The 22988-nt window shown below is 71.1% G+C and carries 23 protein-coding genes and 2 pseudogenes; 12 read left to right on the forward strand and 13 right to left on the reverse strand.

Features of this window, described 5'->3' with window-relative positions; translation table 11 throughout:
• The first annotated feature begins 26 nt into the window (after positions 1-26).
• From ACP4IX_RS21510 to ACP4IX_RS21520, 3 genes are all read left to right on the forward strand, one after another.
• Positions 27-815 carry a TVP38/TMEM64 family protein gene (locus ACP4IX_RS21510; RefSeq protein ID WP_426556396.1) on the forward strand — a complete coding sequence of 263 codons (789 nt, stop codon included), beginning with the start codon at positions 27-29 and terminating at the stop codon, positions 813-815.
• 356 nt (positions 816-1171) lie between these two features.
• The gene (locus tag ACP4IX_RS21515; protein WP_426522163.1) at positions 1172-2047 is read left to right on the forward strand and encodes an undecaprenyl-diphosphate phosphatase; all 876 of its coding nucleotides are present in this window, start codon (positions 1172-1174) and stop codon (positions 2045-2047) included.
• Between the two features lie 63 nt (positions 2048-2110).
• Entirely contained in the window at positions 2111-2290 is a 180-nt protein-coding gene (locus tag ACP4IX_RS21520; RefSeq protein WP_426522162.1) for a hypothetical protein, read from the forward strand.
• Positions 2291-2410: 120 nt separating this feature from the next.
• Here the strand turns inward: ACP4IX_RS21520 and ACP4IX_RS21525 are convergent, their stop codons facing one another.
• The gene (locus ACP4IX_RS21525; protein WP_426556397.1) at positions 2411-3151 is read right to left on the reverse strand and encodes an SDR family NAD(P)-dependent oxidoreductase; all 741 of its coding nucleotides are present in this window, start codon (positions 3149-3151) and stop codon (positions 2411-2413) included.
• 285 nt (positions 3152-3436) lie between these two features.
• On the opposite strand from ACP4IX_RS21525, the gene lnt reads away from it, so the two are divergent.
• Positions 3437-5011, forward strand: coding sequence for an apolipoprotein N-acyltransferase (gene lnt / locus ACP4IX_RS21530; RefSeq protein ID WP_426556398.1), 1575 nt, complete (start codon positions 3437-3439; stop codon positions 5009-5011).
• On the opposite strand, the gene ACP4IX_RS21535 is transcribed toward lnt, so the two are convergent.
• Together ACP4IX_RS21535 and ACP4IX_RS21540 are read right to left on the reverse strand one after the other, a co-directional pair.
• Entirely contained in the window at positions 4935-5840 is a 906-nt protein-coding gene (locus ACP4IX_RS21535; RefSeq protein WP_426522159.1) for a Gfo/Idh/MocA family protein, read from the reverse strand. The genes lnt and ACP4IX_RS21535 overlap by 77 nt on opposite strands.
• A 13-nt stretch (positions 5841-5853) precedes the next feature.
• Positions 5854-7035 carry an FAD-dependent monooxygenase gene (locus ACP4IX_RS21540; RefSeq protein ID WP_426556399.1) on the reverse strand — a complete coding sequence of 394 codons (1182 nt, stop codon included), beginning with the start codon at positions 7033-7035 and terminating at the stop codon, positions 5854-5856.
• Positions 7036-7133: 98 nt separating this feature from the next.
• Between ACP4IX_RS21540 and ACP4IX_RS21545 the strand changes: the two genes are divergently transcribed.
• From ACP4IX_RS21545 to ACP4IX_RS21555, 3 genes are all read left to right on the forward strand, one after another.
• Positions 7134-7742, forward strand: coding sequence for a TetR/AcrR family transcriptional regulator (locus tag ACP4IX_RS21545; RefSeq protein ID WP_426556400.1), 609 nt, complete (start codon positions 7134-7136; stop codon positions 7740-7742).
• Positions 7743-7785: 43 nt separating this feature from the next.
• Positions 7786-8298: a DinB family protein gene (locus ACP4IX_RS21550; protein ID WP_426556401.1), complete on the forward strand. Its 513-nt coding sequence runs from the start codon at positions 7786-7788 to the stop codon at positions 8296-8298.
• Between the two features lie 151 nt (positions 8299-8449).
• A complete protein-coding gene (locus tag ACP4IX_RS21555) occupies positions 8450-8914 on the forward strand; it encodes a hypothetical protein (protein ID WP_426522155.1) in 465 nt (154 codons plus the stop codon).
• A 35-nt stretch (positions 8915-8949) separates the two neighbouring features.
• Here the strand turns inward: ACP4IX_RS21555 and ACP4IX_RS21560 are convergent, their stop codons facing one another.
• The 5 genes from ACP4IX_RS21560 to fabG all read right to left on the reverse strand — a co-directional run bounded on the left by ACP4IX_RS21560 (position 8950) and on the right by fabG (position 13749).
• On the reverse strand, positions 8950-9492 hold the full coding sequence (locus ACP4IX_RS21560; RefSeq protein WP_426556402.1) for a hypothetical protein: 543 nt from the start codon (positions 9490-9492) through the stop codon (positions 8950-8952).
• 112 nt (positions 9493-9604) lie between these two features.
• A complete protein-coding gene (gene ung, locus ACP4IX_RS21565) occupies positions 9605-10288 on the reverse strand; it encodes a uracil-DNA glycosylase (protein ID WP_426522153.1) in 684 nt (227 codons plus the stop codon).
• An 82-nt stretch (positions 10289-10370) separates the two neighbouring features.
• Positions 10371-11957, reverse strand: coding sequence for an ABC transporter substrate-binding protein (locus tag ACP4IX_RS21570; protein ID WP_426556403.1), 1587 nt, complete (start codon positions 11955-11957; stop codon positions 10371-10373).
• A 209-nt stretch (positions 11958-12166) separates the two neighbouring features.
• A complete protein-coding gene (locus ACP4IX_RS21575; RefSeq protein WP_426522151.1) occupies positions 12167-12928 on the reverse strand; it encodes an SDR family oxidoreductase in 762 nt (253 codons plus the stop codon).
• A 59-nt stretch (positions 12929-12987) separates the two neighbouring features.
• Positions 12988-13749, reverse strand: coding sequence for a 3-oxoacyl-ACP reductase FabG (gene fabG / locus ACP4IX_RS21580; RefSeq protein ID WP_426556404.1), 762 nt, complete (start codon positions 13747-13749; stop codon positions 12988-12990).
• A 282-nt stretch (positions 13750-14031) separates the two neighbouring features.
• On the opposite strand from fabG, the gene ACP4IX_RS21585 reads away from it, so the two are divergent.
• On the forward strand, positions 14032-14835 hold the full coding sequence (locus tag ACP4IX_RS21585) for a hypothetical protein (protein WP_426556405.1): 804 nt from the start codon (positions 14032-14034) through the stop codon (positions 14833-14835).
• 44 nt (positions 14836-14879) lie between these two features.
• On the opposite strand, the gene ACP4IX_RS21590 is transcribed toward ACP4IX_RS21585, so the two are convergent.
• The 4 genes from ACP4IX_RS21590 to ACP4IX_RS21605 form a co-directional block, all read right to left on the reverse strand.
• A complete protein-coding gene (locus ACP4IX_RS21590) occupies positions 14880-15263 on the reverse strand; it encodes a DUF3037 domain-containing protein (RefSeq protein WP_426522148.1) in 384 nt (127 codons plus the stop codon).
• Positions 15260-16015 (reverse strand): HipA family kinase, encoded by a 756-nt coding sequence (locus tag ACP4IX_RS21595; protein WP_426522147.1) that lies wholly within the window; start codon positions 16013-16015, stop codon positions 15260-15262. Before ACP4IX_RS21595 ends, ACP4IX_RS21590 begins: the two co-directional genes overlap by 4 nt.
• A 261-nt stretch (positions 16016-16276) precedes the next feature.
• On the reverse strand, positions 16277-17023 hold the full coding sequence (locus ACP4IX_RS21600) for a class I SAM-dependent methyltransferase (RefSeq protein WP_426556406.1): 747 nt from the start codon (positions 17021-17023) through the stop codon (positions 16277-16279).
• Entirely contained in the window at positions 17020-18483 is a 1464-nt protein-coding gene (locus ACP4IX_RS21605) for an asparagine synthase-related protein (protein ID WP_426556407.1), read from the reverse strand. Before ACP4IX_RS21605 ends, ACP4IX_RS21600 begins: the two co-directional genes overlap by 4 nt.
• 857 nt (positions 18484-19340) lie before the next feature.
• On the opposite strand from ACP4IX_RS21605, the gene ACP4IX_RS21610 reads away from it, so the two are divergent.
• From ACP4IX_RS21610 to ACP4IX_RS21625, 4 genes and pseudogenes are all read left to right on the forward strand, one after another.
• Complete coding sequence (locus tag ACP4IX_RS21610) at positions 19341-20681, forward strand: tetratricopeptide repeat protein (RefSeq protein WP_426556408.1); 1341 nt, start codon at positions 19341-19343, stop codon at positions 20679-20681.
• 73 nt (positions 20682-20754) lie between these two features.
• Positions 20755-21156, forward strand: a complete 402-nt coding sequence (locus ACP4IX_RS21615; protein ID WP_426556409.1) for a hypothetical protein — start codon at positions 20755-20757, stop codon at positions 21154-21156.
• Positions 21156-21337 (forward strand): annotated as a pseudogene (locus tag ACP4IX_RS21620) (helix-turn-helix domain-containing protein); the annotation flags it as partial. The gene ACP4IX_RS21615 and the pseudogene ACP4IX_RS21620, both read left to right, overlap by 1 nt.
• A pseudogene (locus ACP4IX_RS21625) lies at positions 21317-22201 on the forward strand (site-specific integrase); the annotation flags it as partial. The pseudogenes ACP4IX_RS21620 and ACP4IX_RS21625, both read left to right, overlap by 21 nt.
• 87 nt (positions 22202-22288) lie before the next feature.
• Here ACP4IX_RS21625 and ACP4IX_RS21630 read toward each other — a convergent pair.
• The gene (locus ACP4IX_RS21630; protein ID WP_426556410.1) at positions 22289-22969 is read right to left on the reverse strand and encodes a DUF6193 family natural product biosynthesis protein; all 681 of its coding nucleotides are present in this window, start codon (positions 22967-22969) and stop codon (positions 22289-22291) included.
• Positions 22970-22988 lie beyond the last annotated feature (19 nt).

Here is a 22988-nt window from a genome sequence, read left to right on the forward strand (position 1 = left end):
ACACAATCGTCGGTTAGTGTCACCGGATGTTCGATGCCACCACCCGCTCTGGGGGCACCGCCACGGTCTCTCCCCGGACCGCCGCAGCCGAGCTCGCCGTCGCCGCAGCCGTCGGGCCGTCCGCGCCGGCCTCACCGACCGGTTTCGCCGCCCGCGTGACGAGGGCTCTGCTCTCTCCGTGGTCCCGGCTCTGCCTGCTCGTCGCCCTGCTGGCCTCGGCCGCGACCGCGGTCCTGCTGTTCCAGCCGCAGCAGCTGCTGACCAACGGCTGGCCGCCGCACCTCGGGGGCGCCGCGGCGGTGGTCGCGTACGCGGTGGCGTACGGACTGTGCACCGTCGCCTTCGTACCGCGGCCCCTGCTGAACCTGGCGGCCGGCGCTCTGTTCGGATGGCAACTGGGCCTCGCCTCGGCCCTCGCGGGGACGGTGCTCGGCGCCGGGATCGCCTTCTGCCTCGGGCGGGCACTGGGCCAGAAAGCGCTGCGTCCGCTGCTGCGGGGCAAGTGGCTGAAGGCCGCGGACGGGCAGCTCAGTCGGCACGGTTTCCGCTCGATGCTGGCGGCGCGGCTGTTCCCCGGGGTGCCGTTCGTCGCCGCCAACTACTGCGCGGCCGTCTCCCGCATGGGCCTGCTGCCCTTCCTGCTGGCGACGGGGCTCGGATCGATCCCCAACACCGCCGCCTACGCCATCGCCGGCGCCCGCGCCTCGACACCGACCTCTCCCGCCTTCCTGATCGCGCTGGCCTGCATCGCCCTGCCCGGGCTGGCGGGCGCGGTGGTGGCCTGGCGCAGGCGCCACCAGCTGCGCGGACGCTGAGAACGCGTTGCACCGCCGGTCCGGACGACCCTCACGGCACGGGCCGGCCGGCACCTGCGCGCGGACGGCGACCCGCCCGTGGTGACCGGGCGCGCCTGCGGCGACGAGCTCGTCCCACCGGTCGCCTGCCGGGCCTGACGCGGCACCGTCCGGCACGAGGACCCGACCGCCCACCCACAGGTCCCGGGCCGTACGGTGACCGCCCGACGGCGGCCCGGAGCCCGTTCACCCCGTGGCCTGGTGTTCATCAAGGGGCGCTACGCTGCCCCTCGGCATACCTGATCCTGATCACCGCACACGGCGGTTCGGTGTGCCCATCGACCGTTTCTCGATCGCCGCTTGGACCCCGTAACCTCATGTCTTGGTTTGAATCACTCATCCTCGGACTCGTCCAGGGGCTGACCGAGTTCCTCCCCGTGTCCTCCAGCGCGCACCTGCGCCTGACCGCGGCGTTCTCCGGCTGGCACGACCCGGGCGCGGCCTTCACCGCGATCACGCAGATCGGCACCGAGGCCGCCGTTCTCATCTACTTCCGCAAGGACATCGGGCGGATCGTCTCGACGTGGACGCGGTCGCTCGCGAACAAGGACCTGCGCGCGGACCCCGACGCGCGCATGGGCTGGCTGGTGATCATCGGCTCGATCCCGATCGGTGTGCTGGGCCTGACGCTGAAGGACCAGATCGAGGGGCCGTTCCGCGACCTGCGGATCACCGCGACGATGCTCATCGTCGTCGGCGTGATCATCGGCATCGCGGACCGGATGGCCGCACGGGACGAGAAGGGCGGCCGGCACCGCGCGCCGCAGCAGCGCAAGGAACTGGAGAACCTGAGCGTCCGGGACGGTCTGATCTACGGTCTCTGCCAGGCGGCGGCGCTCATCCCCGGCGTCTCCCGCTCCGGGGCCACCATCAGCGGCGGCCTGTTCATGGGCTACCGGCGGGAGGCCGCGGCCCGGTACTCGTTCCTGCTCGCGATCCCCGCGGTGCTCGCCTCGGGTCTGTTCGAGTTCAAGGACGCGATGGAGAACGACCACGTCTCCTGGGGACCGACGCTCTTCGCGACGGCCATCGCCTTCGCCACCGGGTACGTGGTCATCGCCTGGTTCATGAAGTTCATCTCGACCAAGAGTTTCATGCCGTTCGTCTGGTACCGCATCGCGCTCGGGATCGTCATCATCGCCCTGGTCGCGACGGGCGTGCTCAGCCCGCACGCGGCGGAGTCGTCCGGCTGACCGCGCCCTCTCGTGTAGCCGTCCGGTAGCGCTCTGTCAGTGCTTGCCCCTAGGCTTGTCCGCATGTTCCCCGAATCCGTGACCCCTGCTTCCGTGCGGTCCGCCGCGGAGCTGAACGACAAGATCCGTGCCCTGTGGCGGCGCGCGGGCGGGTCCCTGTCGGCTCAGGAGCGTGTGGAGTACGAGTTGCTGGTGGTCGAGTGGGCGACCGCGATCCGCGGCGAGGTCATCGAGGCGGCCTGACGGCCGGGGCCGCGCGGCGCACGGAGCCACCCACCGCGCACCTGCGCCGCAGGCCCCTCAGGGCTCCCGTCCACTCGGCCCCGGCGCCCGCCGTACCTCCCCACACGGCACCGGCCGGCGTCAGCGCCCGCCCGCCACCCGCAGCACCGTCCCCGTGGTGTACGACGCGTCCGGCGACATCAGCCAGGCGACCGCCGCGGCGATCTCCTCCGCCCGGCCCGCCCGGCCCAGCGGAACGGCCGATCCCATCCGCCGCGCCCGCTCGGGGTCGCCCATCGACGCGTGCATCTCGGTGTCCACGACCCCGGGCGCGACGGCGTTGACGCGGACACCGTCCGGTCCGAGTTCCTTGGCCAGTCCCAGGGTCAGGGCGTCGACGCCCGCCTTGGTCGCCGCGTAGTGGACGTACTCCCCCGGGCTGCCGATGGTCGCGGCGCCCGACGACACGTTCACGATCACGCCGCTCCCCCGCGCGGTCATCAGCCGCGCTGCGCGGCGGGCGCACAGCAGCACGCCCAGCAGGTTGACGTCGAGGACCCGGCGCAGGTCGGCGGTGTCGCTGTCGGCGAGCCGTCCCAGCGGCCCGGTCACCGCCGCGTTGTTCACCAGCCCCGTCACCGGGCCGAGCCGCTCCTCCGCCACCTCGAAGAGCCGGTCGACATCGGCCTCGACCGACGTGTCCACCCGTACCGCGACACCGCGGCGCCCCGCCGCACGCACCCCCGCCACCACTCCGTCCGCGGCCGCCGAGTCCCGCACGTAGCCCACGGCGACGTCGTGCCCGTCCGCCGCGAGCCGCAGACAGGCGGCCGCACCGATTCCCCGGCTGCCACCGGTGACCACCGTGACGGGACGCTCCATGAGTACCTCCAGCAGAAGATCGGAAGAGAAGGTCGAGAGAGAAGAGAGACGAGAGAGAGAAGAGCGAAAGAGCGGAAGAGCGGAAGAGCGGGTCGGGAGACCGAAAGGGCCGAGTTTTGATCGATCATCGATCATCCTAGAGGAGATCCCTCCGCCCGCACAGGTGCCGGCGGCCGGCTCATGGACCACTGGTCGGCGTCCCCGGCGGGGGACGTCCGATGTGATCGACTGAATCCGCCTCGCCGAGAGCGCACACTGAAGGGACCACGGGGTAGGGAGGCGCCTATGAAGACGCTCGACCACTGGCTCGCCTCTCCGTGGCGGCGCTCGGGTACCGCCGCGGTCGCCGGGGCGCTGCCCGTGCTCGCCTTCCCGGGTCCGGCCCTGTGGTGGTGGGCCTGGGTCGCGCTGGTGCCCTGGCTGCTGCTGGCCCGAACGGCGCCGACCGGAAAGCGGGCGGCGTACGACGGGTGGTGCGGCGGGTTCGGCTTCATGCTGGCCATGCACCACTGGCTGATGCCCAACCTGCACGTGTTCACGTTCGTCATCGCCGCGCTGCTCGGCGCCCTGTGGGCGCCCTGGGGCTGGCAGGTGCGCCGGCTGCTGGGCGGGGTGCCCTCGGCCGGCCAGGTGGCGGCGGCGCTCGTGGTGCTGCCGTCGGGGTGGCTGGCGGTGGAACTGGTCCGTTCCTGGGAGGGGCTCGGCGGCCCCTGGGGCGTCCTCGGCGCGAGTCAGTGGCAGGTGGCGCCGGCACTGCGACTCGCCTCGGTGGGCGGGGTGTGGCTGCTGAGCTTCCTGGCGGTGGCCGTCAACGTCGCCGTCGCCGTGCTCGTCGCCGTCCGCCGGGCCCGGGTGCCGGCGCTGGCCGGGCTCGTCGCCACCGCCGCCGCGACCTCCGCGGCATGGGTCTGGTCCCCGCGCCCCGATGCCGACGAGCGGGTCGCGATCGCCGTGGTGCAGCCCGGCGTCGTCGCCGGCCGGGACAGTGCCGACCGGCGCTTCGACCGCGAGGAGGAGCTGACCCGCCGGCTCGCCGACCGGGACCTCGACCTGGTCGTCTGGGGCGAGAGCAGCGTCGGCTTCGACCTGGACGACCGGCCCGACCTGGCCCGTCGGCTCGCGGCGCTGTCGCGGGAGACCGGCGCGGACATCCTGGTCAACGTGGACGCGCGGCGCTCCGACAAGCCGGGCATCTACAAGAGCTCGGTGCTCGTCGGCCCCGACGGCCCGACCGGCGACCGGTACGACAAGATGCGGCTCGTCCCGTTCGGGGAGTACGTCCCGGCCCGCTCCCTGCTCGGCTGGGCCACCTCCGTCGGCGAGGCGGCGGGCGAGGACCGCCGGCGGGGCACCGAGCAGGTGGTGATGGACGTCGGGGACGGGCTGCGTGTCGGGCCGATGGTGTGCTTCGAGAGCGCGTTTCCCGACATGAGCCGCCGGCTCGCCGCCGACGGCGCGGACGTGCTGCTGGCCCAGTCGTCGACGTCGACGTTCCAGCACACCTGGGCGCCCGCGCAGCACGCCTCGCTCGCCGCGCTGCGCGCCGCCGAGACCGGCCGCCCGATGGTGCACGCGACCCTGACCGGTGTCTCCGCCGTCTACGACGCGAACGGCTCCCGGACTGGGTCGTGGCTCGGCACCGACGCGAGCGCGTCGCGGGTGTACGAGGTCCCGGTCACGCACGGCAGCACCCTGTACGTCCGGTACGGCGACTGGGCGGTGCAGGCCGCGCTGCTGGTCCTCGCGGGCTGGGCCGCCGCCAGGGGCGTACGGACGGTACGGCTCAGGCGGAGCGCTCCGCCACCGCCCGCACCACCCGCTCGCACAGCTCATGGGTCCGCAGCGCGTCCCGGGCACTGAGCACCTGGCCGGCGCGCACGGCGTCGAGGAAGGCGAGGACCGCCTGTTCGATGCCGCGCTGGCGGGCCACCGGGACCCAGTCGCCACGGCGCTGCACGCTCGGCCGGCCCTCGTGGTCGATCACCTCGGCGAGGTTGACCACCTGGCGCTTGGTGTTCTGACCGGACACCTCGAGGATCTCCTCCGCCGATCCGCTGAGCCGGTTCATGACGCCGAGCGCGGTGAAGCCGTCCCCGGCGAGCTGGAGCACGACGTGGTGGAGCAGGCCGTCCTGGACGCGGGCGCGGACGGTCACGTCGTCGACCGGGCCGGGCACCAGGAAGCGCAGCGTGTCGACGACGTGTATGAAGTCGTCGAGGATCATGGTGCGCGGTTCCTCGGGCAGGCCTGTGCGGTTCTTCTGCATGAGGATCAGCTCGCGCGGGTGCTCGGCGCACTGCGCGTACCCGGGGGCGTGGCGCCGGTTGAAGCCGACGGCGAGGCCGGTGTTCCGTTCCTCGGCGAGGGCCACCAACCGCTCGGAGTCGGCGAGTTCGTAGGCGAGCGGCTTGTCGACGTAGGTCGGGACGCCGGCTTCCAGCAGCCGGGTCACGATCTCCGGGTGGACAGCCGTCGGCGCGTGCACGAAGGCGGCGTCGAGGTCCTGGGCGAGGAGCGCGTCGAGGTCTGCGTGGCGCTGCCCGTCCGGGAGGCGCAGCCCGTCGGCGACCCGGGTGAGCGTGGCCGGGGTGCGGGTCTGCAGGTGCAACTCGACCCCGGGCAGGGTGGCGAGCACCGGCAGATAGGCCTTCTGCGCGATGTCGCCGAGTCCGATGACGCCGACCTTCACGGGGTGTGCTCCTCTAACGCTCGCCGACCTGGGTCTGCGGGGAAGCATACGGCTGCTGCGGGGGCCGCCAGTCGGCGATGCCGTCGAAGCCGCGCAGGAAGAGGGCCGGTCCGGCCTTGGACAGTGCGGCGATCGTGATGTCGCGTACGGCGATCCCGGCGCGGGGAAGCATCAGGTTGAGCCGGGCGGCCTTGACGGCCCGGCGGGCGACGGCGGTCGTACGGGGCAGCCGGGCGGCGGTGTAGGCGGCGAGGTCGTCGTGGTGGTGGGCGAGCACGATCGCGTCCTCGATGGCCTGGTTCCCGCCCTGGCCGAGGGTCGGCGGCATGGCGTGCGCGGCGTCCCCGACGAGGACGGTCCTGCCCCGGTGGTGGGCGGGCAGCGGCTCGGCGATGTGGTGGACGTCGTGGCGCAGGACGTCCTCGGGGCGGGCGGCGGCGAGTACCGCGGGGACCGGGTCGTGCCAGTCGCCGTACCGGTGCAGCAGTTCGGCCTTCTCGTCGGCCGCGTGGCCGCCGGCCGGGACGACCGCGGCGGCGTAGGCGTAGACCCGGCCGTCCTGGAGCGGATGCGTGCCCCAGATCCGGCCTCGCCCCCAGGTCTCGTGCGAGGCGAACTCGACGCCGGGTACCGGGATCACCACCCGCCAGGTGGTGAAGCCGGAGTAGACGGGGCCGGGGTGGTGCGGGAACAGTGTGCCGCGTACGGCGGAGTGGATGCCGTCGGCTCCGACGACCAGGTCGGCCTCCAGCTCGCCGTCGGGGGTGCGCACCCGGGCCGGGCGGCCGCTGTCGCCGGGGTCGGCGAGCACCGCCTCGGCGGCGGTGCGAACGGCACCGGGCGGCAGCTGTGCGGCCAGGCGGCCGATGAGGGTGGACCGGTGCAGCAGCACGAGCGGCCCCCCGAACCGGGCCGCCGCGGCCTCGGCGCTGGAGCGGGAGAGCCAGCGCCCGCCCGGGGTGCGCAGGCCTCCGTCGCCCTGCCAGGCGGCGAGGCCGCGGATCTCGTCACCGAGGCCGATGACGTCCAGGGCGCGCAGGGCGTTGGGCGACAGGGAGATGGCCGCGCCGATCGGCTGGAGCGAGGGGGCGCGTTCCAGGACGGTGACCCGCAGGCCGGCCCGGTGCAGGGCCGCCGCCGCGGTCAGACCGCCGATTCCGCCGCCGATCACGACGGCCCGCCTCGTCCGTGTCATGGCTCCTCCTCGGGCTCACCCACGCTCACTACAGACGTAGTCCGTCGCGCCGTCTCGACTGTACTACAGCCGTAGTCGCGTCGGGTAGGTTGGTTTCCATGTCCGCACGCACCGCACCCCCCGCGCCTCCCGCCGGCACCTCCCGGGCCGGCCTCGTCGCCGACGCGGCTCTCGCCCTGCTCGCCGAGCGCGGCATGCGCGGGCTCACACACCGTGCGGTCGACGAGGCGGCCGGACTCCCCCAGGGCTCCACGTCCAACCTCGCCCGGACCCGGCAGGCGCTTCTGGAACTGGCGGTGCGGCGCCTGGCGGAACGGGAGGCGCGGGTGCTGGCGCTGAACGAGATGCCCGACCCGCGCCACGGCCTTGACCCGCTGGTGGACGCGCTGGCGCTGGCGACGCACCGCGCGCTGACCCGCAACCGCGACCTGACCCTGGCCCGGTACGAACTGGCCCTGGAGGCCACGCGCCGCGCCGAACTGCGGGCGCACTTCGACGCGGCCGGCGCCCGCTTCCGGGAGCAGCTCGGCGCCCTCGTCACGGCGATGGGCTCGGCCGACCCGGCACGCCATGTGCTGTCGCTGGTCGCCTGGGCGGACGGGCTGATGTTCAGCTGCGTGGCCGGGACCTTCCACGCCGAGACTCCGAGCCTTCGGGAGGTGCGGGCGAGCCTGCGCGAGGTGCTGGACGGCATGCTGGGCGGCTGAAAACACCTGGTGGGCGAGGGTCTCCATCGGCGAGGATGCCGGCATGACGACCGAACGCCGTGAACCCGCCGCCGACGCCGACGAACGCACCATGCTGGAGGGCTGGCTGGAGTACCACCGGCAGACCCTCGCGTGGAAGTGCGAGGGCCTCACCGACGCCCAGCTCAGGACCCCCGCCGTGGCCCCGTCGACGTTGTCCCTGATGGGGCTGGTGCGGCACATGGCGGAGGTGGAGCGGAGCTGGTACCGCAGGATGCTGGCGGACGAGGACGCGGACCCGATCTACTACAGCGACGCGGACCCGGACGGCGAGTTCCGGCTGACCGAGGCGGACACCTGGCAGGAGGCCCGTGCCACCTGGCAGGCCGAGATCGAGGTAGCCCGGCGCAACGCGGCCGGCACCCGCCTCGACGAACCGACCCGCGGCAGGCACCGGCGCACCGGTGAGCGGTACACCCTGCGCTGGATCCACACCCACATGATCGAGGAGTACGCCCGCCACAACGGGCACGCCGACCTGCTCCGCGAGCGCCTCGACGGCGCCACGGGCGACTGACGTCACCTTCGCCGGTCCCGGAGCCTCCGTACGGGGCCGGAGATCACCCGTGCGGGGCAACCTCCGCTTGTCCGGCGCCACGGACGGGGCCCGACCGAGCAGAGTGGCGCGGGTGCATCGAACGACGACCACCGCAACGCTCCTCGTGACCGTGGCTGTCTCGGCCCTGACCGCCTGTACGACGGTCCAGGGCCCGCCCGCGGCCGACCCGTCGGCGGCCGGCGCCCGCTCGTCCGCGCCGCACCCGGACGGCCCGGCCGAGCCGAGGGTGGTGCAGGCCCCGGCCCGCGAGGCACTGGAGATGATCGGCCCCTCCCGGGCCCCTTCCCGGCCCTCCGGCCGCGCCTCCGGCGAGCCCCGCCGCACGGCGCCCCCGCCGGCCCCGCCGCAGCGCACACCGCCGACCGTCCGCACCCACCCGGAACAGGAGCCGCGGCCCGCCCGTTCCAAGGCACCGGAGCGCGCGCACGGGGCCGAGCGGCCTCGCGTCCTGGTCCCCGGCGTTCCGCCGCCGCTCGGCAGGAACGCGGACGTCTGCTCCCTCGGCAAACAGTACGGCGGCTGGCGGCCGGGCAGCCCCGAGAGGGTCATCTGCGATCAGGCGTACGGCCACTGAGCCCGACCACCGGGACCGTCCGGGCCGGGGGCGGGCTACGGCCGCTGCCGCGGTGGCCCCCACCGCCCGCCGGGCCGTTCGGGCCCGTCGGGCGTGGGCCCGTCCTCGTCCAGTCGTCGCTCCAGACGGTCGATCGCCGCGCGCACGCCGTCGCCGTAGCCGTCGGGGGCGAGGGACTCGGCCGCGCCGCGGGCACGTCGCAGGTGCACGCGGGCGGCCTCGCGGTGGCCGAGCCGGTCGTAGTCGGCGGCCAGGTTCAGGTGCAGGGACGGGTAGAGGGCACGCGCGGCGAGCGTGTCGTGGTGCCGGCCGGTGAGCCGGTCCTCCGTCAGTTCCTCGGCGGCGGACAACGCGCGCAGATCCCAGGCCAGTTCGTCACCCGGGTCGTCCTGGGTGTCGGCCAGGTAGTGGGCCAGGGTGCAGCGGTGCAACGGATCGCCGTGCTCGCCGATCTCCGCCCACAGGCCGAGGAAGCGGTGCCGGGCCTCCTCACGGTCGCCCGCGTGGTGCAGCATGGCGACCTGCCCGATCCGCGTCAGCACGGCGTCCGGCGCCGCCTGCTCCTGTCCCTTGGCCACCGCTTCCTCCGTGCCCGTCGTCGGCTGTCCCCGACGACGCTAACGGCACATACCGCGTTTCCCGGTCAGGCTGCCCGTGACGCGCGCGGGCGGACCGGCCCGTCCGGCGGGGTCAGCCCAGATTGGGGATGGTCCAGTCGATGGGCGCGTGGCCCTGCCCCGCGACCGCCTCGTTGATCTGCGTGAACGGGCGGGAGCCGAAGAACTTCTTCGCCGACAGCGGCGAGGGGTGCGCGCCCTTGACGACCACGTGCCGCGTCTCGTCGATCAGCGGCAGCTTCTTCTGCGCGTAGTTGCCCCACAGCACGAACACCGCCGGGTCGGTCCGCCCGGCCACCGCGCGGATCACCGCGTCGGTGAACAGCTCCCAGCCCCGGGCCTTGTGCGAGTTCGCCTCGCCGGCCCGGACCGTGAGTACCGCGTTGAGCAGCAGGACGCCCTGCTTCGCCCACGGCATCAGGTAGCCGTTGTCCGGGATCGGGGTGTCCAGCTCCGCGTGCATCTCCTTGTAGATGTTCCGCAGGGACGGCGGCACCTTCACGCCCGGCCGGACCGAGAAGCACAGTCCGTGGCCCTGCCCCTCGCCGTGGTACGGGTCCTGCCCGAGGACCAGCACCTTCACCCGGTCGTACGGCGTGGCCTCCAGCGCTGCGAAGACCTCCTCACGCGGGGGGTAGACGGGGCCGTTCGCCCGCTCCTCCTCGACGAACTCCGTCAGCTCCTTGAAGTAGGGCTTCTGCAGTTCGCCGCCCAGCACCTCGCGCCAGGACTCGGGCAGCATGGCGATGTCGGTCACGTCGGCTTCCTTACACTGTGCGGTCGCTTCCACTCCTGAGAACCTACCGGCGACCACTGACAACGGGTGCGCCGACCAGCGCCTACCAGCTCGTCTTCCGGTGCAGCTGCCACATCATCATGATCGTCGAGGGGTCCATGGCCCGCTCCGCGCCCGAGATGTCCGTGCTGACGGCCACGTACTGCTTGCCCTGCCACAGCGGCAGCAGCCGCGCGTCGTCCACGAGGATCTGCTGGGCCCGCTCGAAGTCCTTCTCCACGTGGGCACGGTCGCTCTCCCGGCGTGAGCGCGGCAGCAGCTCACCGGTGATCTCCGGTGCGGCATAGGGCGTGCCGAGCGCGTTCTGCTTGCCGACGAAGGGCGCGATGAAGTTCTCCGGGTCCGGGAAGTCGGGGGACCAGCCGCGGCCGAACACCGGGTACTCCCCCTCCTGGTAGCCCGCGACGTACGTCTTCCACGGGCGGCTCTCGAGGGTGACCGTGAACAGGCCGGAGGCGTCGAGCTGGCGCTTGATCTCCTTGAACTCCTGTGCCGTCTCGGAGCCGTAGCGGTCACTGGTGTACCAGAGGGTGAGCGGCACGGGCTCGGTGATGCCGGCGTCGGTGAGCATCTTCCGGGCCTTGGTGACGCTGGGGTCGCCGTAGTCGTCGAAGAAGCCCGTGGTGTGACCGGTGAGGCCCTTGGGGACCATCGAGTACAGCGGATCGACGGTGTCCTGGTAGATCTTGTGGGCGATGGCCGCCCGGTCGATCACCTGGGCGACCGCCCGGCGCACTTCCTTCCGGCCCGCCCACGGGTCCTCGGGGTTGAAGACGAGGTATCGGATCTCCGTACCGCTGCCCTCGACCAGCTGGAGGTCCTCGTCCTTGCCGGTCCCGCCCTGCAGCGCCATGACGTCGTCGGCCGCGAGACCGCGGTAGGTGACCTGGATCTCCCCTCCGCGCAGCGCCTCCACCATGCCGTCGGAGTCCTTGAAGTAGCGGACGGTCACCGCGTCGTTGTGGCGCTCGGCGAACCCCTTGTAGCGGTCGTTGCGGACGAGTTCGGCCCGCTCGCCCTCCTCGTACGACTCGAGTGTGTACGGGCCCGAGCCGACGGCCTTGCCGTCCTCGCGCAGGGCGTCGGCCGGGTAGCCGCCGGGTTCGACGATCGACATGGCGGGCGTGGCGAGCACGAACGGGAAGGTGGCGTCGGGCTTGTTGAGGTGGAAGACCACTTCCCGCTCGCTCGGCGCCTGGACCCGTTCGAGGCTGCCCAGCAGACCGGCGGGACCGCCGTTGACGCCGATGTCCTTGATCCGGTCGATCGAGTGCTTGACGGCCCGGGCGTCCAGCCTCTTCCCGTTGGAGAAGGTCAGGCCCTCGCGCAGCTCACAGCGGTACACCTGGTTCGTGGAGTCGGTGAAGGCGCACTCCTCGGCGGCGTCGGGCTCGGGCGCGGTCGCACCGTTGGGGTAGCTGAGCAGCGTCTGGTGGATGTTGCGGAACAGCTCCCAGGAACCGTCCCAGGAGGCGGCCGGATCCAGCGTGCTGGGGGCACTGGTCGTCCCCACGACGATCGGTCCCTCGTCCCCGGAACTGTCGGACGACAGGATGCCGCATCCGGTGACCAGCGCCGACAGGGACACGATGGCCGCCACTCGGCGCAGGCCTCGGTTCCGGTTGAACACGCGCACGCTCCTCGATCCGCCGTACCAAGGGTCGGCAGACCATACCGCAGCGCCACGCCACCTGAACCCCCTTCTGAACAGGGGTTTTGATCATTTCGCGATGACTACGTTGTCACCGCCCCGTGGTCTCGAAACGCGGACACGGGCACCGTTTCCGTCAACGGCGCCCGTGTCCGGGATCGATCTCGAGGTGTCGGCGACGGCCGGTGTCAGGCCACGCCGGCGTTCAGGAAGATGCCGCCGTCGAGCACGAGCGTCTGGCCGGTGACCCAGCCGGACTGCTCCGAGGTGAGGAACGCGGCGGCGCCCCCGATGTCGGAGGGCACGCCGAGCCGGCCCAGCGGGTAGCCCGCGGCGGCCTCCTCCTCGCGGCCCTCGTACAGGGCGGCGGCGAACTTGGTCTTCACGACGGCCGGGGCGATCGCATTGACCCGCACCCGGGGCGCGAACTCGTGCGCCAGCTGCGCGGTGAGGTTGATCAGCGCGGCCTTGCTGACGCCGTACGCGGCGATGAAGGGCGAGGGCGACAGGCCCGCGACGGAGGCGATGTTGACGATCGCGCCGCCGTTGTCCTTCTGCCAGGCGTGCCAGGTGCGCTGGGCGAAGCCGAGCGCCGAGATCACGTTGGTCTCGAAGACCTTGCGCGCGACGTTCAGGTCGAGGTCGGCGATCGGCCCGAACACCGGGTTGGTGCCGGCGTTGTTGACCAGGAAGTCGACGCGGCCGAAGGCCTCCATCGTCCGCTCGACGGCGACGGCCTGGTGGGCCTCGTCGTGCGCCTTGCCGGCGACGCCGATGACCCGGTCCGGGCCGAGCTTGTCGACGGCCTCCTTCAGGGCGTCCTCGTTGCGGCCGGTGATGCAGACCCGGTCGCCGCGCGCGACGAGCGCCTCGGCGACGCCGTATCCGATACCGCGGCTGGCGCCCGTGATGAGCGCGACCTTGCCGGAGAGTCCGGGGAGTTCAGTCATGTCAGTGGTCCCTAGTCCCAGTGGTCCCTAGTCTCCGTGTTCCCTAGTCTCCGTCTTCCCTAGTCGAGCGGCCCGCCGGCCACGTACAGCACCTGGCCGGAGACGAAGCCCGCCGCCTCGCCGGTGAAGAAGGCGATGGCGTTGGCGATGTCCTCGGGCTCACCGACGCGCGCCACCGGGATCTGAGTGGCGGCGGCGGCCTTGAAGTCGTCGAAGCCCATGCCGACGCGGTCGGCGGTGGCCTTGGTCATCTCGGTGGCGATGAAGCCGGGGGCGACGGAGTTGGCGGTGACGCCGAACTTGCCGAGCTCCTTGGCGAGCGTCTTGGTGAAGCCCTGCAGACCGGCCTTGGCGGCGGAGTAGTTGACCTGCCCGCGGTTGCCGAGCGCGGAGGAGGAGGACAGGTTGACGATACGGCCGAAGCCGGCGTTCACCATGTGCTTCTGGCAGGCCTTCGACATCAGGAAGGCGCCGCGCAGGTGCACGTTCATGACGATGTCCCAGTCGGAGGCACTCATCTTGAACAGCAGGTTGTCGCGCAGCACGCCCGCGTTGTTGACGAGGATCACCGGCGCGCCCAGCTCCTCCGCGATCCGCGCGACGGCCGCCTCGACCTGCGCCTCGTCGGAGACGTCGCAACCGACCGCGATCGCCGTGCCGCCGGCCGCGGTGATCTTCTCGACGGTCTCCTTGCAGGCGGCCTCGTCGAGGTCGAGGACGGCGACGGCGCGGCCCTCGGCGGCCAGTCGTACGGCGGTGGCGGCACCGATGCCGCGCGCGGCTCCGGTGACTACGGCGACCCGCTGCTCAGTGGTGGACATTGCTGCTTCTCCTCGTCCTGGGGATGCGGCCCGTGCGGAGCATCGCGGCGGGCTCTGGGTGAGCGACCGCTTAGTACCTTCCGCAGACGTGACGCTAGAAGCCCCGGCACCCGGTGTCAACGGGACACCGGGCCGGTGTGATCCATTACCTGGCTCCCCGGAGCCGACGCCGAGCCGACGCCCCCGCTCCGGTCGCCCGATCGGCCCAGCGCTGCGGGCCCCCGCACCGCCGGGGCCCTAGCGTCGAAGCGCGAGCCACTCGTGGCCGGAAAGGAGGCGTCCATGCGCCGTCACACCGGTGCAGCAGGCATAGCCGTCGCGATCGCCGCGATCGTGCCGCTGGCCATCCCCGCACACGCCCAGGACCTGGACTCGGACCTGGACTGCCGGAGCTTCACCCATCAGGAAGCGATCCAGGCCGGACTGGGCAGCGATCCGGACGACCCGGACCCGTTCTGCCCGGAGGCATCGTACGAAGACCCGCCCGGCGAGGGTCGGCCCGACGAGGGTCGCCCCATCGGGGGCGGCGGACTGGACCAGCAGCAACCCGACGAGGGCCGCCCCGACCAGGTAGGTCCCGACCAGCAACGACCCGAGCAGGGCCGCCCCGACCAGGAACGCGAGCAAGGCCGACCCGACCAGGAACGCCCCGAGCAAGGCGGACCCGAGGAGGGGCATTTCGACCCGGGGCATTCCGACCAAGGGGCTTTCGACCAGGGGGCTTTCGACCAGGGGCACTTCGACCCGGGGCACTTCCACCAGGGGTATTCCGACCAGGGCGGGATCGGGGGAATCCGGGAGGCGGACGACGGCGCGGCCGGCGCGGCGCCGCCGCGGACCCAGCGCCCGACGATCTCCGCCACCTCCCTGCCGCGTCCGGCCCTCACGACACCGGCCCCGGTGGCCACCACCACACCGGCGCCCGCGACCTCCCCCGCCGTCACGCCGACGCTCGGCACGCAGGGCGGACTGGGTGGCGCCTCGGGCTCCGGGCCGAGCGACTGGGACATCGGCATCGGTCTGAGTTTCGTGACCGGCGCCACGCTCGCCGCGGGCTGGGTGATCAGGCGCCGCCGGCACACCTGAGCGCAGACCCCGCCGGGCGCGTACCCGACCGGCCGGGCCGGACCCTACCGCACCAGCAGGCCGAGGAGCCGTTCGGCCTCGGCCGCCGGGTCGGTCGTGAGACCGGTGTGGACGGGACCGGGCTGGACGATCGTGGAGCGGGGGGCGATCAGCCAGCGGAAGCGGCGGCCCGGATCGTCGCCGGCTGCCTGCCCCGCCGCGGCCCCGCCGGTGCACACCCCCTCGACGGCACGCAGTGCGGCGCGTACGCCGGGCAGGTCGACGTCGGGGTCGAGGGCGAGCAGCCTGGTCTCGTCGAGGTGGGTGCGGGCGCCGACGTAGGACTTGCCCCGGCAGTACACGAGCACCCCGGCGTTGACGCACTCCCCGCGCTCCACACGGGGCACCACGCGCAGCAGCGCGTACTCGAAGACGTGGCGGTCGTTCACCGGTTCCCCTCGACGCGTTCGTGGATGGTGGCGGCCCGCGCCAGCAGGGGCTCGGCGTAGGCGCGTCGCAGGTCGTCCGGTGTGGCGAAGCCGGGTTCGTCCAGCAGCCAGACGTCCGGGATCTCCGCGGTGACCTCGGCGAGGAGTTCCTCGGTGACCAGGGGCGCGAGCGCGGCGGCGGCGGAGCGGACGTCCGGCGCGAAGCGCGCCAGAGCGTGGTCGGAGGCGTCGTACGGCCGGGCGGCCGAGGCCTCGGCACCCGGCCAGTTGTGGTGCCAGATCATGGTCGCGCCGTGGTCGATGAGCCACACCTCGCCCCGCCAGCGCAGCAGGTTGGGGTTGCGCCAGGACCGGTCGACGTTGTTCACCAGCGCGTCGAACCAGACGATCCGGCCCGCCTCCTCGGGGCTCACCTCGAAGGCGAGCGGGTCGAAGCCGAGCGCGCCGGAGAGGAAGTCCATGCCGAGGTTGGTGCCGCCGCTCGCCTTGAGCAGTTCCTGCACCTGCTGGTCGGGTTCACCGAGCCCGAGCACCGGGTCGAGGTCGACCGTGGCAAGGCGCGGCACCCGGAAGCCCAGGCGGCGGGCGAGTTCGCCGCAGACCACCTCGGCGACGAGCGTCTTGCGGCCCTGCCCCGCGCCGGTGAACTTCAGGACGTACGTCCCGAGGTCGTCGGCCTCGACGAGCCCCGGCAGCGAACCGCCCTCACGCAGGGGCGTGATGTAGCGGGTCGCGACGACCTCTTTCAACATTTCCGAAGGTCCCGTCGCTCGTTGACCTCAAAGCAGGGGAGAACTCGGGGAGTTCCGACCGACACGCTCGTCCCCTCGTCTCCCCAGCAGTCCGTCGATGACACTGCGGCCCTTGCTTCCCGCCGCCGGCACCGCCAGCATAGACGGCTGCCTCGCCGAGACGGGACTGACCATGAACCCCTGATCACCGAGGAGGACATCACAAGTTCGACCTCAGTAGGAGTCAGGCCGCGGTGCTGGTGCCATTTCTCGCTCCGCCGCTCACCGCGAATTTTGTCGGGCCACCGTGTATGCGGTGGGGCCAGTAAGCCCTGTCCCTGTGCCGTCGAGCATGTCCAGGACCTCGAAGCCGGCGCCCTCCGCGTAGCGTTCCAGTTCACGGGGGAACAGGACGCGTCTGCGGATCTCGTCTCGGGCCTCGTCGCCCGAGGGGAGCCTCCAGTGCCGGTGCATGGTGTTGATCTGGGTCCGCAGGTCCCACGTGTGGCGGATGGTGACGGTCGCGGGTTCCGTCGGGGTGTCGACCGGGGCGGTGGTCGGCTCGGTCCGGGTGATCGGGGCAACGGGGGAACACAGCACGAGCAGCGCTCCTGACCGGGCGTGGGCGGCGAAGGTGGCGAAGACCTGACTGATCGCCTCGTTGTCGTGCACGTAGGCCAGGCTGTTACCCATGCAGGTCACCACGTCCATACGGCTGCCGAGTCGTGCGGTCCGCATGTCGCCGGTGCGGATGTCCAGCCCGGGTCGGGCCCGGTGGGCGTAGTCGACCATGCCGGGCTGGAAGTCCACGCCGATGCACTCGAAGCGCTTGGCGAGGATCTCCAGATCACGGCCGGTGCCGCATCCGAAATCGACCAGGGTCCGGGCGTTCGGCCTGTGCCGCTCGATCAGGGTTTGGCACATTCCGGCGCTCGTGCTGTCGGACTGGACCATGTCGTAGAGTGCCGGATCGCGGTACAGGAGATTGGTGGCTTCCACGTGCTCGGCTTCCGTGTCGGGGCTGGTCACATGAGGCTTCGCAGCCCGACCTCCAGGGCGAGCACATCGCACAGCAGATCGGGGACGACCGGCGCGGCGTCGGCGTCCCTCCCCGCCTTGGCGAGAGCCTTCCCATCAACGTAGCCGAGGTCCACCAGGACGGACTCTTTCAGCATGTCATCCAGTAGGGGCAAGCCGTAGAGACGCAGGCCCCTTTCCAGAACGGCCAGGAAGTTCTCCGGTTCGGCCGGCGCGGCCACCCACTCGGGTACCCCGGCCCATCGGATCCGGTCGCGGAACAGCGCCTTGCCTCGCTTGTGCTCGCGCGGCAGCTGCTCCATGAACCGCACGATCCGTGGGTGCACGAGCGGGCTCACTGGCCAGATTCCGGCCCGGAGGAATCCGGGGTTGTGCATCCCGAACGCCATCAGGGTCGGTACGGGCAGTGCCGGGATGGGCGCCAGATGCTCGTTCACCTCGGCGAGTGCTCGGGCTGTCTTGGCTCCGAGCCACGGTACGGGTTCGGGTGTCGGCAGTTCGGCATGTGTCCTGGAGTGGTGGGCGTTGATCTCGTCGCCGCCGCTGCCGGTGAACATGACCTCGCACCGCCGGGCGGCTGCCTGCTCGCGGACGACATCGAACGCCTCCTGATAGAAGGCTCCCGCCGGATCGTGCGGCTTGCACAGATCGCGCACGCCTCCAACGCAGAAGGGCGGGTGCTGCATGGCGGGGGTGGCCGTGTCCCGGAAGCCGCAGTGCTCCACAAGGACCCGACGGCGCTCGCGCTGTTGCCTGCCGATGCTCCCTCCCACCAGCAGGCCGAAGCTGTACACCTCGGGATAGCGAGCCGCCTTGATGGCCAGGGCGACGTTCCCGGAGTCCGCGCCGCCGGACAGCTCAACACCCACGCATCCGGTTGCCGTCGGTGCCTGGCGGAGCACGTCGGTCAGCAACTCGTCCAGAGCGGCGAGGGGATCAACGCCGGCACGCAGCCTACGTGGCTCAAGTACGTGCTCGGCGGGGTCGGGGTAGTGGATGCTGAGTCCCGAAGGAGTAAATGTGGCCGCTGCCCGTTCGGTGAGGCGGTAGACGCCTTCGAAGAGCGTCTCGGACGTGTAGCGGTGCTGCCTCGTCAGCGTGCGGGCGACAACGCGCGGCACCAGACGGTCGGCCTGCATATACGGTCGTAGTAGTGTCAGGTCCCACGAGGCGTGCAACTCCTCGGCCTTCCCTGTCAGATAGAGCGGAGCTGTACCGAAGACGCCCGCCGCCAGGCGGGCTTGTCCGGGCTCCAGGGTGAGTTCGACGAAGTCGGCCTCGTCGCGCTTGCACTCCTTCACGCGGACCCGTACGCGCGGCGCTTGGTCGTCGTTGACCTCCATGACCAGAGTGGAGACGTTCGCGGGCTCGATCCAGCTCTCGCCGTTGATCCAACGACCGCCCTGTGATCTCCACTTGGGCTCCTGGAGATCGGCCAGGCGCAGACGCATCGACAACATGTAGTCCCCTTCCGATGTCCTGCGCGGGGCGGGGCCGCGAACGGCCCCGCCCCGCCTGGTGTCAGCCCTGGCTCACTTGCTGCAGTGGTCGCCGTTGTTGTCGCCGCCGCCCGGCATCTTGTCGAGCAGCGCGGCCTCGACGGCCGGGACGCCGGTGATCAGGTCGCCGGTGAACAGCTCGTCCACGTTCATCGTTGTCTCCCTTACGGTTTTCAGTGGACTCCGCAGCGGATGCTGCGCAGTTGGACCCGTCCGGCTGCCGGACCCTTGCGAAGAAGGCAGCCGGGCGGGGTGCCCACCGCTTCCGGCGGCGGGCCCTCCCTCGTCACAGGTGGGGAGCCTGGATGCGTGACGGGGAGGAGTCAGGTGGGGATGGATGCGGCGGCGCCCCAGGACGTAGCCGGCCGATCCCGAGATGGTGGTGATCAGGAGTGGTCCGACGTAGCGGCTGACTGCTGCGGCTAACCGGTTCACAGCCGCTCTCCACGGCTGCGCTGGTTGGCCTCGCGTACTGCGACGCTCAGCTTCTCCGCTCCGTACTCGGGCGTGGCACTGCCGTGCTGTGGGCAGAGACACGGCGAGAACCGGTTCGAGCCCGGCGACAGGTCTGCGCCCTCTTAGGTGTCGATCCTCAACACCCCGTCCATGCCCCGCTCCTCGGTCATCCGAGCCAGACGGGCCCGTGCTTCGCTTCTCATCCCTCAGCCCTTCAGACGGAGGCTGCGGCGAGGACTCGCCGTTGCCTGCTGTCTCTACGCAACCGCACGACCACTCTCAGCGGTACCGTTGCCGCAGCACCAGGACTTGAAAGCCTCGAAAGTTCGCAAGGTCACGGGGGAGTTGAGGGCATGACCAAGCGTGAACCGAACGCGGCGCTCGGGCGCCTACTCGCCGAGAGCCGCTGGACTCACCGCCAGTTCGCAAGGGCGGTGAATCGCGTCGGTACGGAGACCGGCATCCCTCTGCGTTACGACGAGTCGGCGGTGAGCCACTGGCTGGGCGGCACCGTCCCTCGGGGTGCGGTGCGCGGATGCATCCTCGAAGCTGTCTCCCGCCGCCTCGGCCGCCCCGTCACTCATGCCGAGGCCGGGCTGCCCGTTCCACGCGATCGCTCCTCCGCGGCTGCGGATACCGTGGAGGGGGTGATCGACCTGGGGAGGCTGGATATGGACCCGTCCCGCCGCAGTGTCCTGGGTGCCGGCCTGTTCTCCGTGGCCGTCACCATTCCCGGCTGGCCTGATGTAGTCGGGCGTGCCGATGCCATTCAGTCTGGCCGCACGAGTCGCATCGGTATGAACGAAGTGGACATGGTCATCGCCATGACCGAGCGTGTTTCGGAACTGGACGACGAGTTCGGCGGTCGTCACGCACGCCCCATGGCGGCCTCGTTCATGGTCAACACCGTGGCCTCCTGTCTGCGCGCCGACGCACCCGAGGACGTACGCAAGGCGATGCTGTCCGCCGCCTCGGACCTGCTCTACCTGACCGGCTACATGGCCGTGGACGAAGGTCTGCACGGTCTCGCGCAGCGCTACTACGTCAAGGCCCTGGAGCTGGCGGGTGCGGCCGAGGACCACCTGACGTACTGCACCACCTTGCGGGGCATGAGCGTCCAGGCGGTCGACCTCCGCCATGGGGCGAAGGCTATGGAGTTGGCCGATGCCGCTGCCGCGGCTTCCCCGAAGGCCGGCCCTCGGATGCTGGCCTTCCTCGTCGGCCAGCAGGCGCACGCCGCCGCGCAGACCGGCGACCGTACGGGTGCGCTGCGCTGCATCCGGGAGGCTGAGGCGGCCATGGACCGCGCCGAGTCGCGCGGTAAGACGTTCGGCTCGTATGACCCCTCTTCGCTCAACTACCATGTCAGCCAGGTACGTTACGAGCTCGGTGACAAGGCCGGAGCCGTCGACGCCATGCAGCAAGCGGACCGGCTCCGCCCGAGCGTGTACCAGCGCACACGCGTACACCGTCGTGGCCTGTTGGCAGAGCGGCAGTTGGAACTCGGCCACCTGGAAGCGGCCTGCGCCACCTGGCACCAGGCCCTCGACGACTACCCCAAGGTGCAGTCCGGCCGCGCCGACGACCGCGTGAAGGCGATGTTCGGTCTCCTGCGCCCTCATCTGAAGAACGCGACAGCGCTCGACCTGTACGACCGAGCACGGACGATCGCACCACCGTCGCTGGTCGCCTGACCCCGTCGCACCTTCAACCTCAGCCACAGACAGTCAGCCACGACGGCGGGCGCGCCGAGAGATCACCCGCCACGTGTGCTTCCAGCAACCCCGCACCGGCATCAACCACGCCGCTTCCTTCCGTCACGGCATCCGCCCTACTCCTGCGTGGCCGTTTGGCGGCAGGCTGGGCTGCTCGATCTGTGGCCTCGCCTGTGACCCCGCACGCCGACGACGATCGCGGCTCTGGCTCCGCCAGGCTGACTCCTTCGAAGCCACCGCCCTCGGCGCGCTGCGCGCCGCCCGCCGCGCCTGGCGCACCGAACAGGCCTGCACCCACGCCGGCCTGCCCGAGCACGACCCGGACACCACCCTCGTCGTCGGCCACTGGACTTACCTCGGCTCGCGCTATAGCCCCGGCGCCGCGCTCCTGGCTGCCGCCGTCTGGCATCGCAGAGAGCTGGAAGGCCGGTTCGTCGCCGAAGGGAGCCGCTGATGACCTCGCCCCCGCCCACCGTCCTCCCCCCGGAGACAGAGCCAGCGCCGGACCTGCTGACGGTGCCCCAGGTCATGGTCCGCCTCCAACTCGGCCGCTCCGCCGTCTACGACCTGCTCCGCACCGCCAGCCCGCCTCGATCACCCTCGGCCGCGCCCGCCGCATCCCCGTCCCCGGCCTCGGCAAGAAGAAGCTCACCAAGCTCACTGCCAAGGACGTCCGCACCTGGCTCAACCAGCTCCGCACCACCTGCCAGTGCTGCACGCGCGGCCTCGACGCCCGACGCGACCAGCCCCGCTGCTGCGCCGCCGACCAGTGCTGCCACAAGCTGCTCTCCCCACTGACGCTCACCTACATTCACTCCGTGCTCAAGTCCGCTCTGGAGCACGCCGTCCGCGAAGAGGAGATCCCGCGCAACGTCGGCACCGGCACCCCACGGCCCCGGCGCTTCGAACCCCTCACCGCCGACGAAGCCCGCCAGTTCCTCGCGGCCACGCGCCGACACTGGTTGCACGCTCTGTTCGAACTCGCTCTCCACACCGGACTCCGCAAGGGCGAACTCCTCGGCCTGCGCTGGGAAGACCTCGACCTCGACGCGGGCACCGCCGCAATGCGCCGAACCTTGCAGCGCACCAGCACAGGCGGGCTCACCACGCTGCCCACCAAGACCCGGGCCTCCGAGCGTCGCATCGCCCTCCCCAACCGCTGCGTCCAGTCCCAGAAGCCCCATCAGGAGCAGCAGCACGAGCAGGAAACTGCGGGCTCCTCTTGGCTGCACGACGGGCACGTGTTCACCACCGCGCAAGGCCGACCGATCGACCCGACCAACCTCACCCGCACCTTCATTACGCTCCTCCGCAAGGCTGGCCTCCGCCGCATCCGCTTCCATGACCTCAGACATTCGACCGCCACCGTCTACGTAAGGCTCCGCCTCCAGCGCGACGCCATCGACACCCTCGGCACCGTTTTCGGCACCCCGGAGATCGCCAAGACGGTCAACAGCAACGACGACGAACCGCCGCCCTGCCCCGCCCTCGTGCGCTGACGTTGCCGTCAACTACTGCCGTCACCCAACGCAGGAGCCCCGCCGGACCAAGGTCGACGGGGCTCCTCATTTACTAAAGTGAACGTGTCATTCGTTACTCGCGAGAGCTTCAGAAGCCACAGTAAGAGCCTCCCTCAAAGAATCTACGACCGTCGGGTCGAGCAATCGAGGATTCTCCACACGGTAGGCACCTCCAGAAAGTGGAGTAATGCTCACTTCCTGGGCCCCTTGCTCTCGGCGCACCGATCTAAGTCGTAGCGTTCCATGGCTGAGAGTTGGGAAGAAATAGCCGAACTGACCATCTGCGTAAACCGCTTCCACTAGCGGGCGCTCCTCGGAGAACTCCTCAGCAGTCCGCAACCAATTCCACTGAGCGGGTACCGAGTCTCCCGACTCGTGGGCTCTCGCTAGCCGCCCCGGCATCATGAATGGGAACCTTCCAGTGAAGTCATCCACCGAAATACCATCTCGCCACGCAGCCAATGCCTCAATCAGATCACCTAGATCATCAGTGGCACCCTCAGCCCATGTGAATCCCTGCCCCTGGATTGCTATGTAGAAGGTCCTGCTTTGGCTACCGAGCTGAATAGAAGCCCTTCCGCGACTCGAATCCAGCTCAGCCGTGACTAGCAGGCCAGGTCCCGATTCGTAGTGACTGTAGAGCCGCCTCAGGTCGAGATTTTTCTTTGCCGACGCTAGCTCCATCGCCGAGATGAGGCCGCCCGCAGCGAAGAGGTCTGGGTAGAGACCAGGGTCAAGCGAATCCATGCTCGTGAACCCCCATCCG

Source organism: Streptomyces sp. WG5, from assembly GCF_049974565.1.
GTDB lineage: Bacteria > Actinomycetota > Actinomycetes > Streptomycetales > Streptomycetaceae > Streptomyces.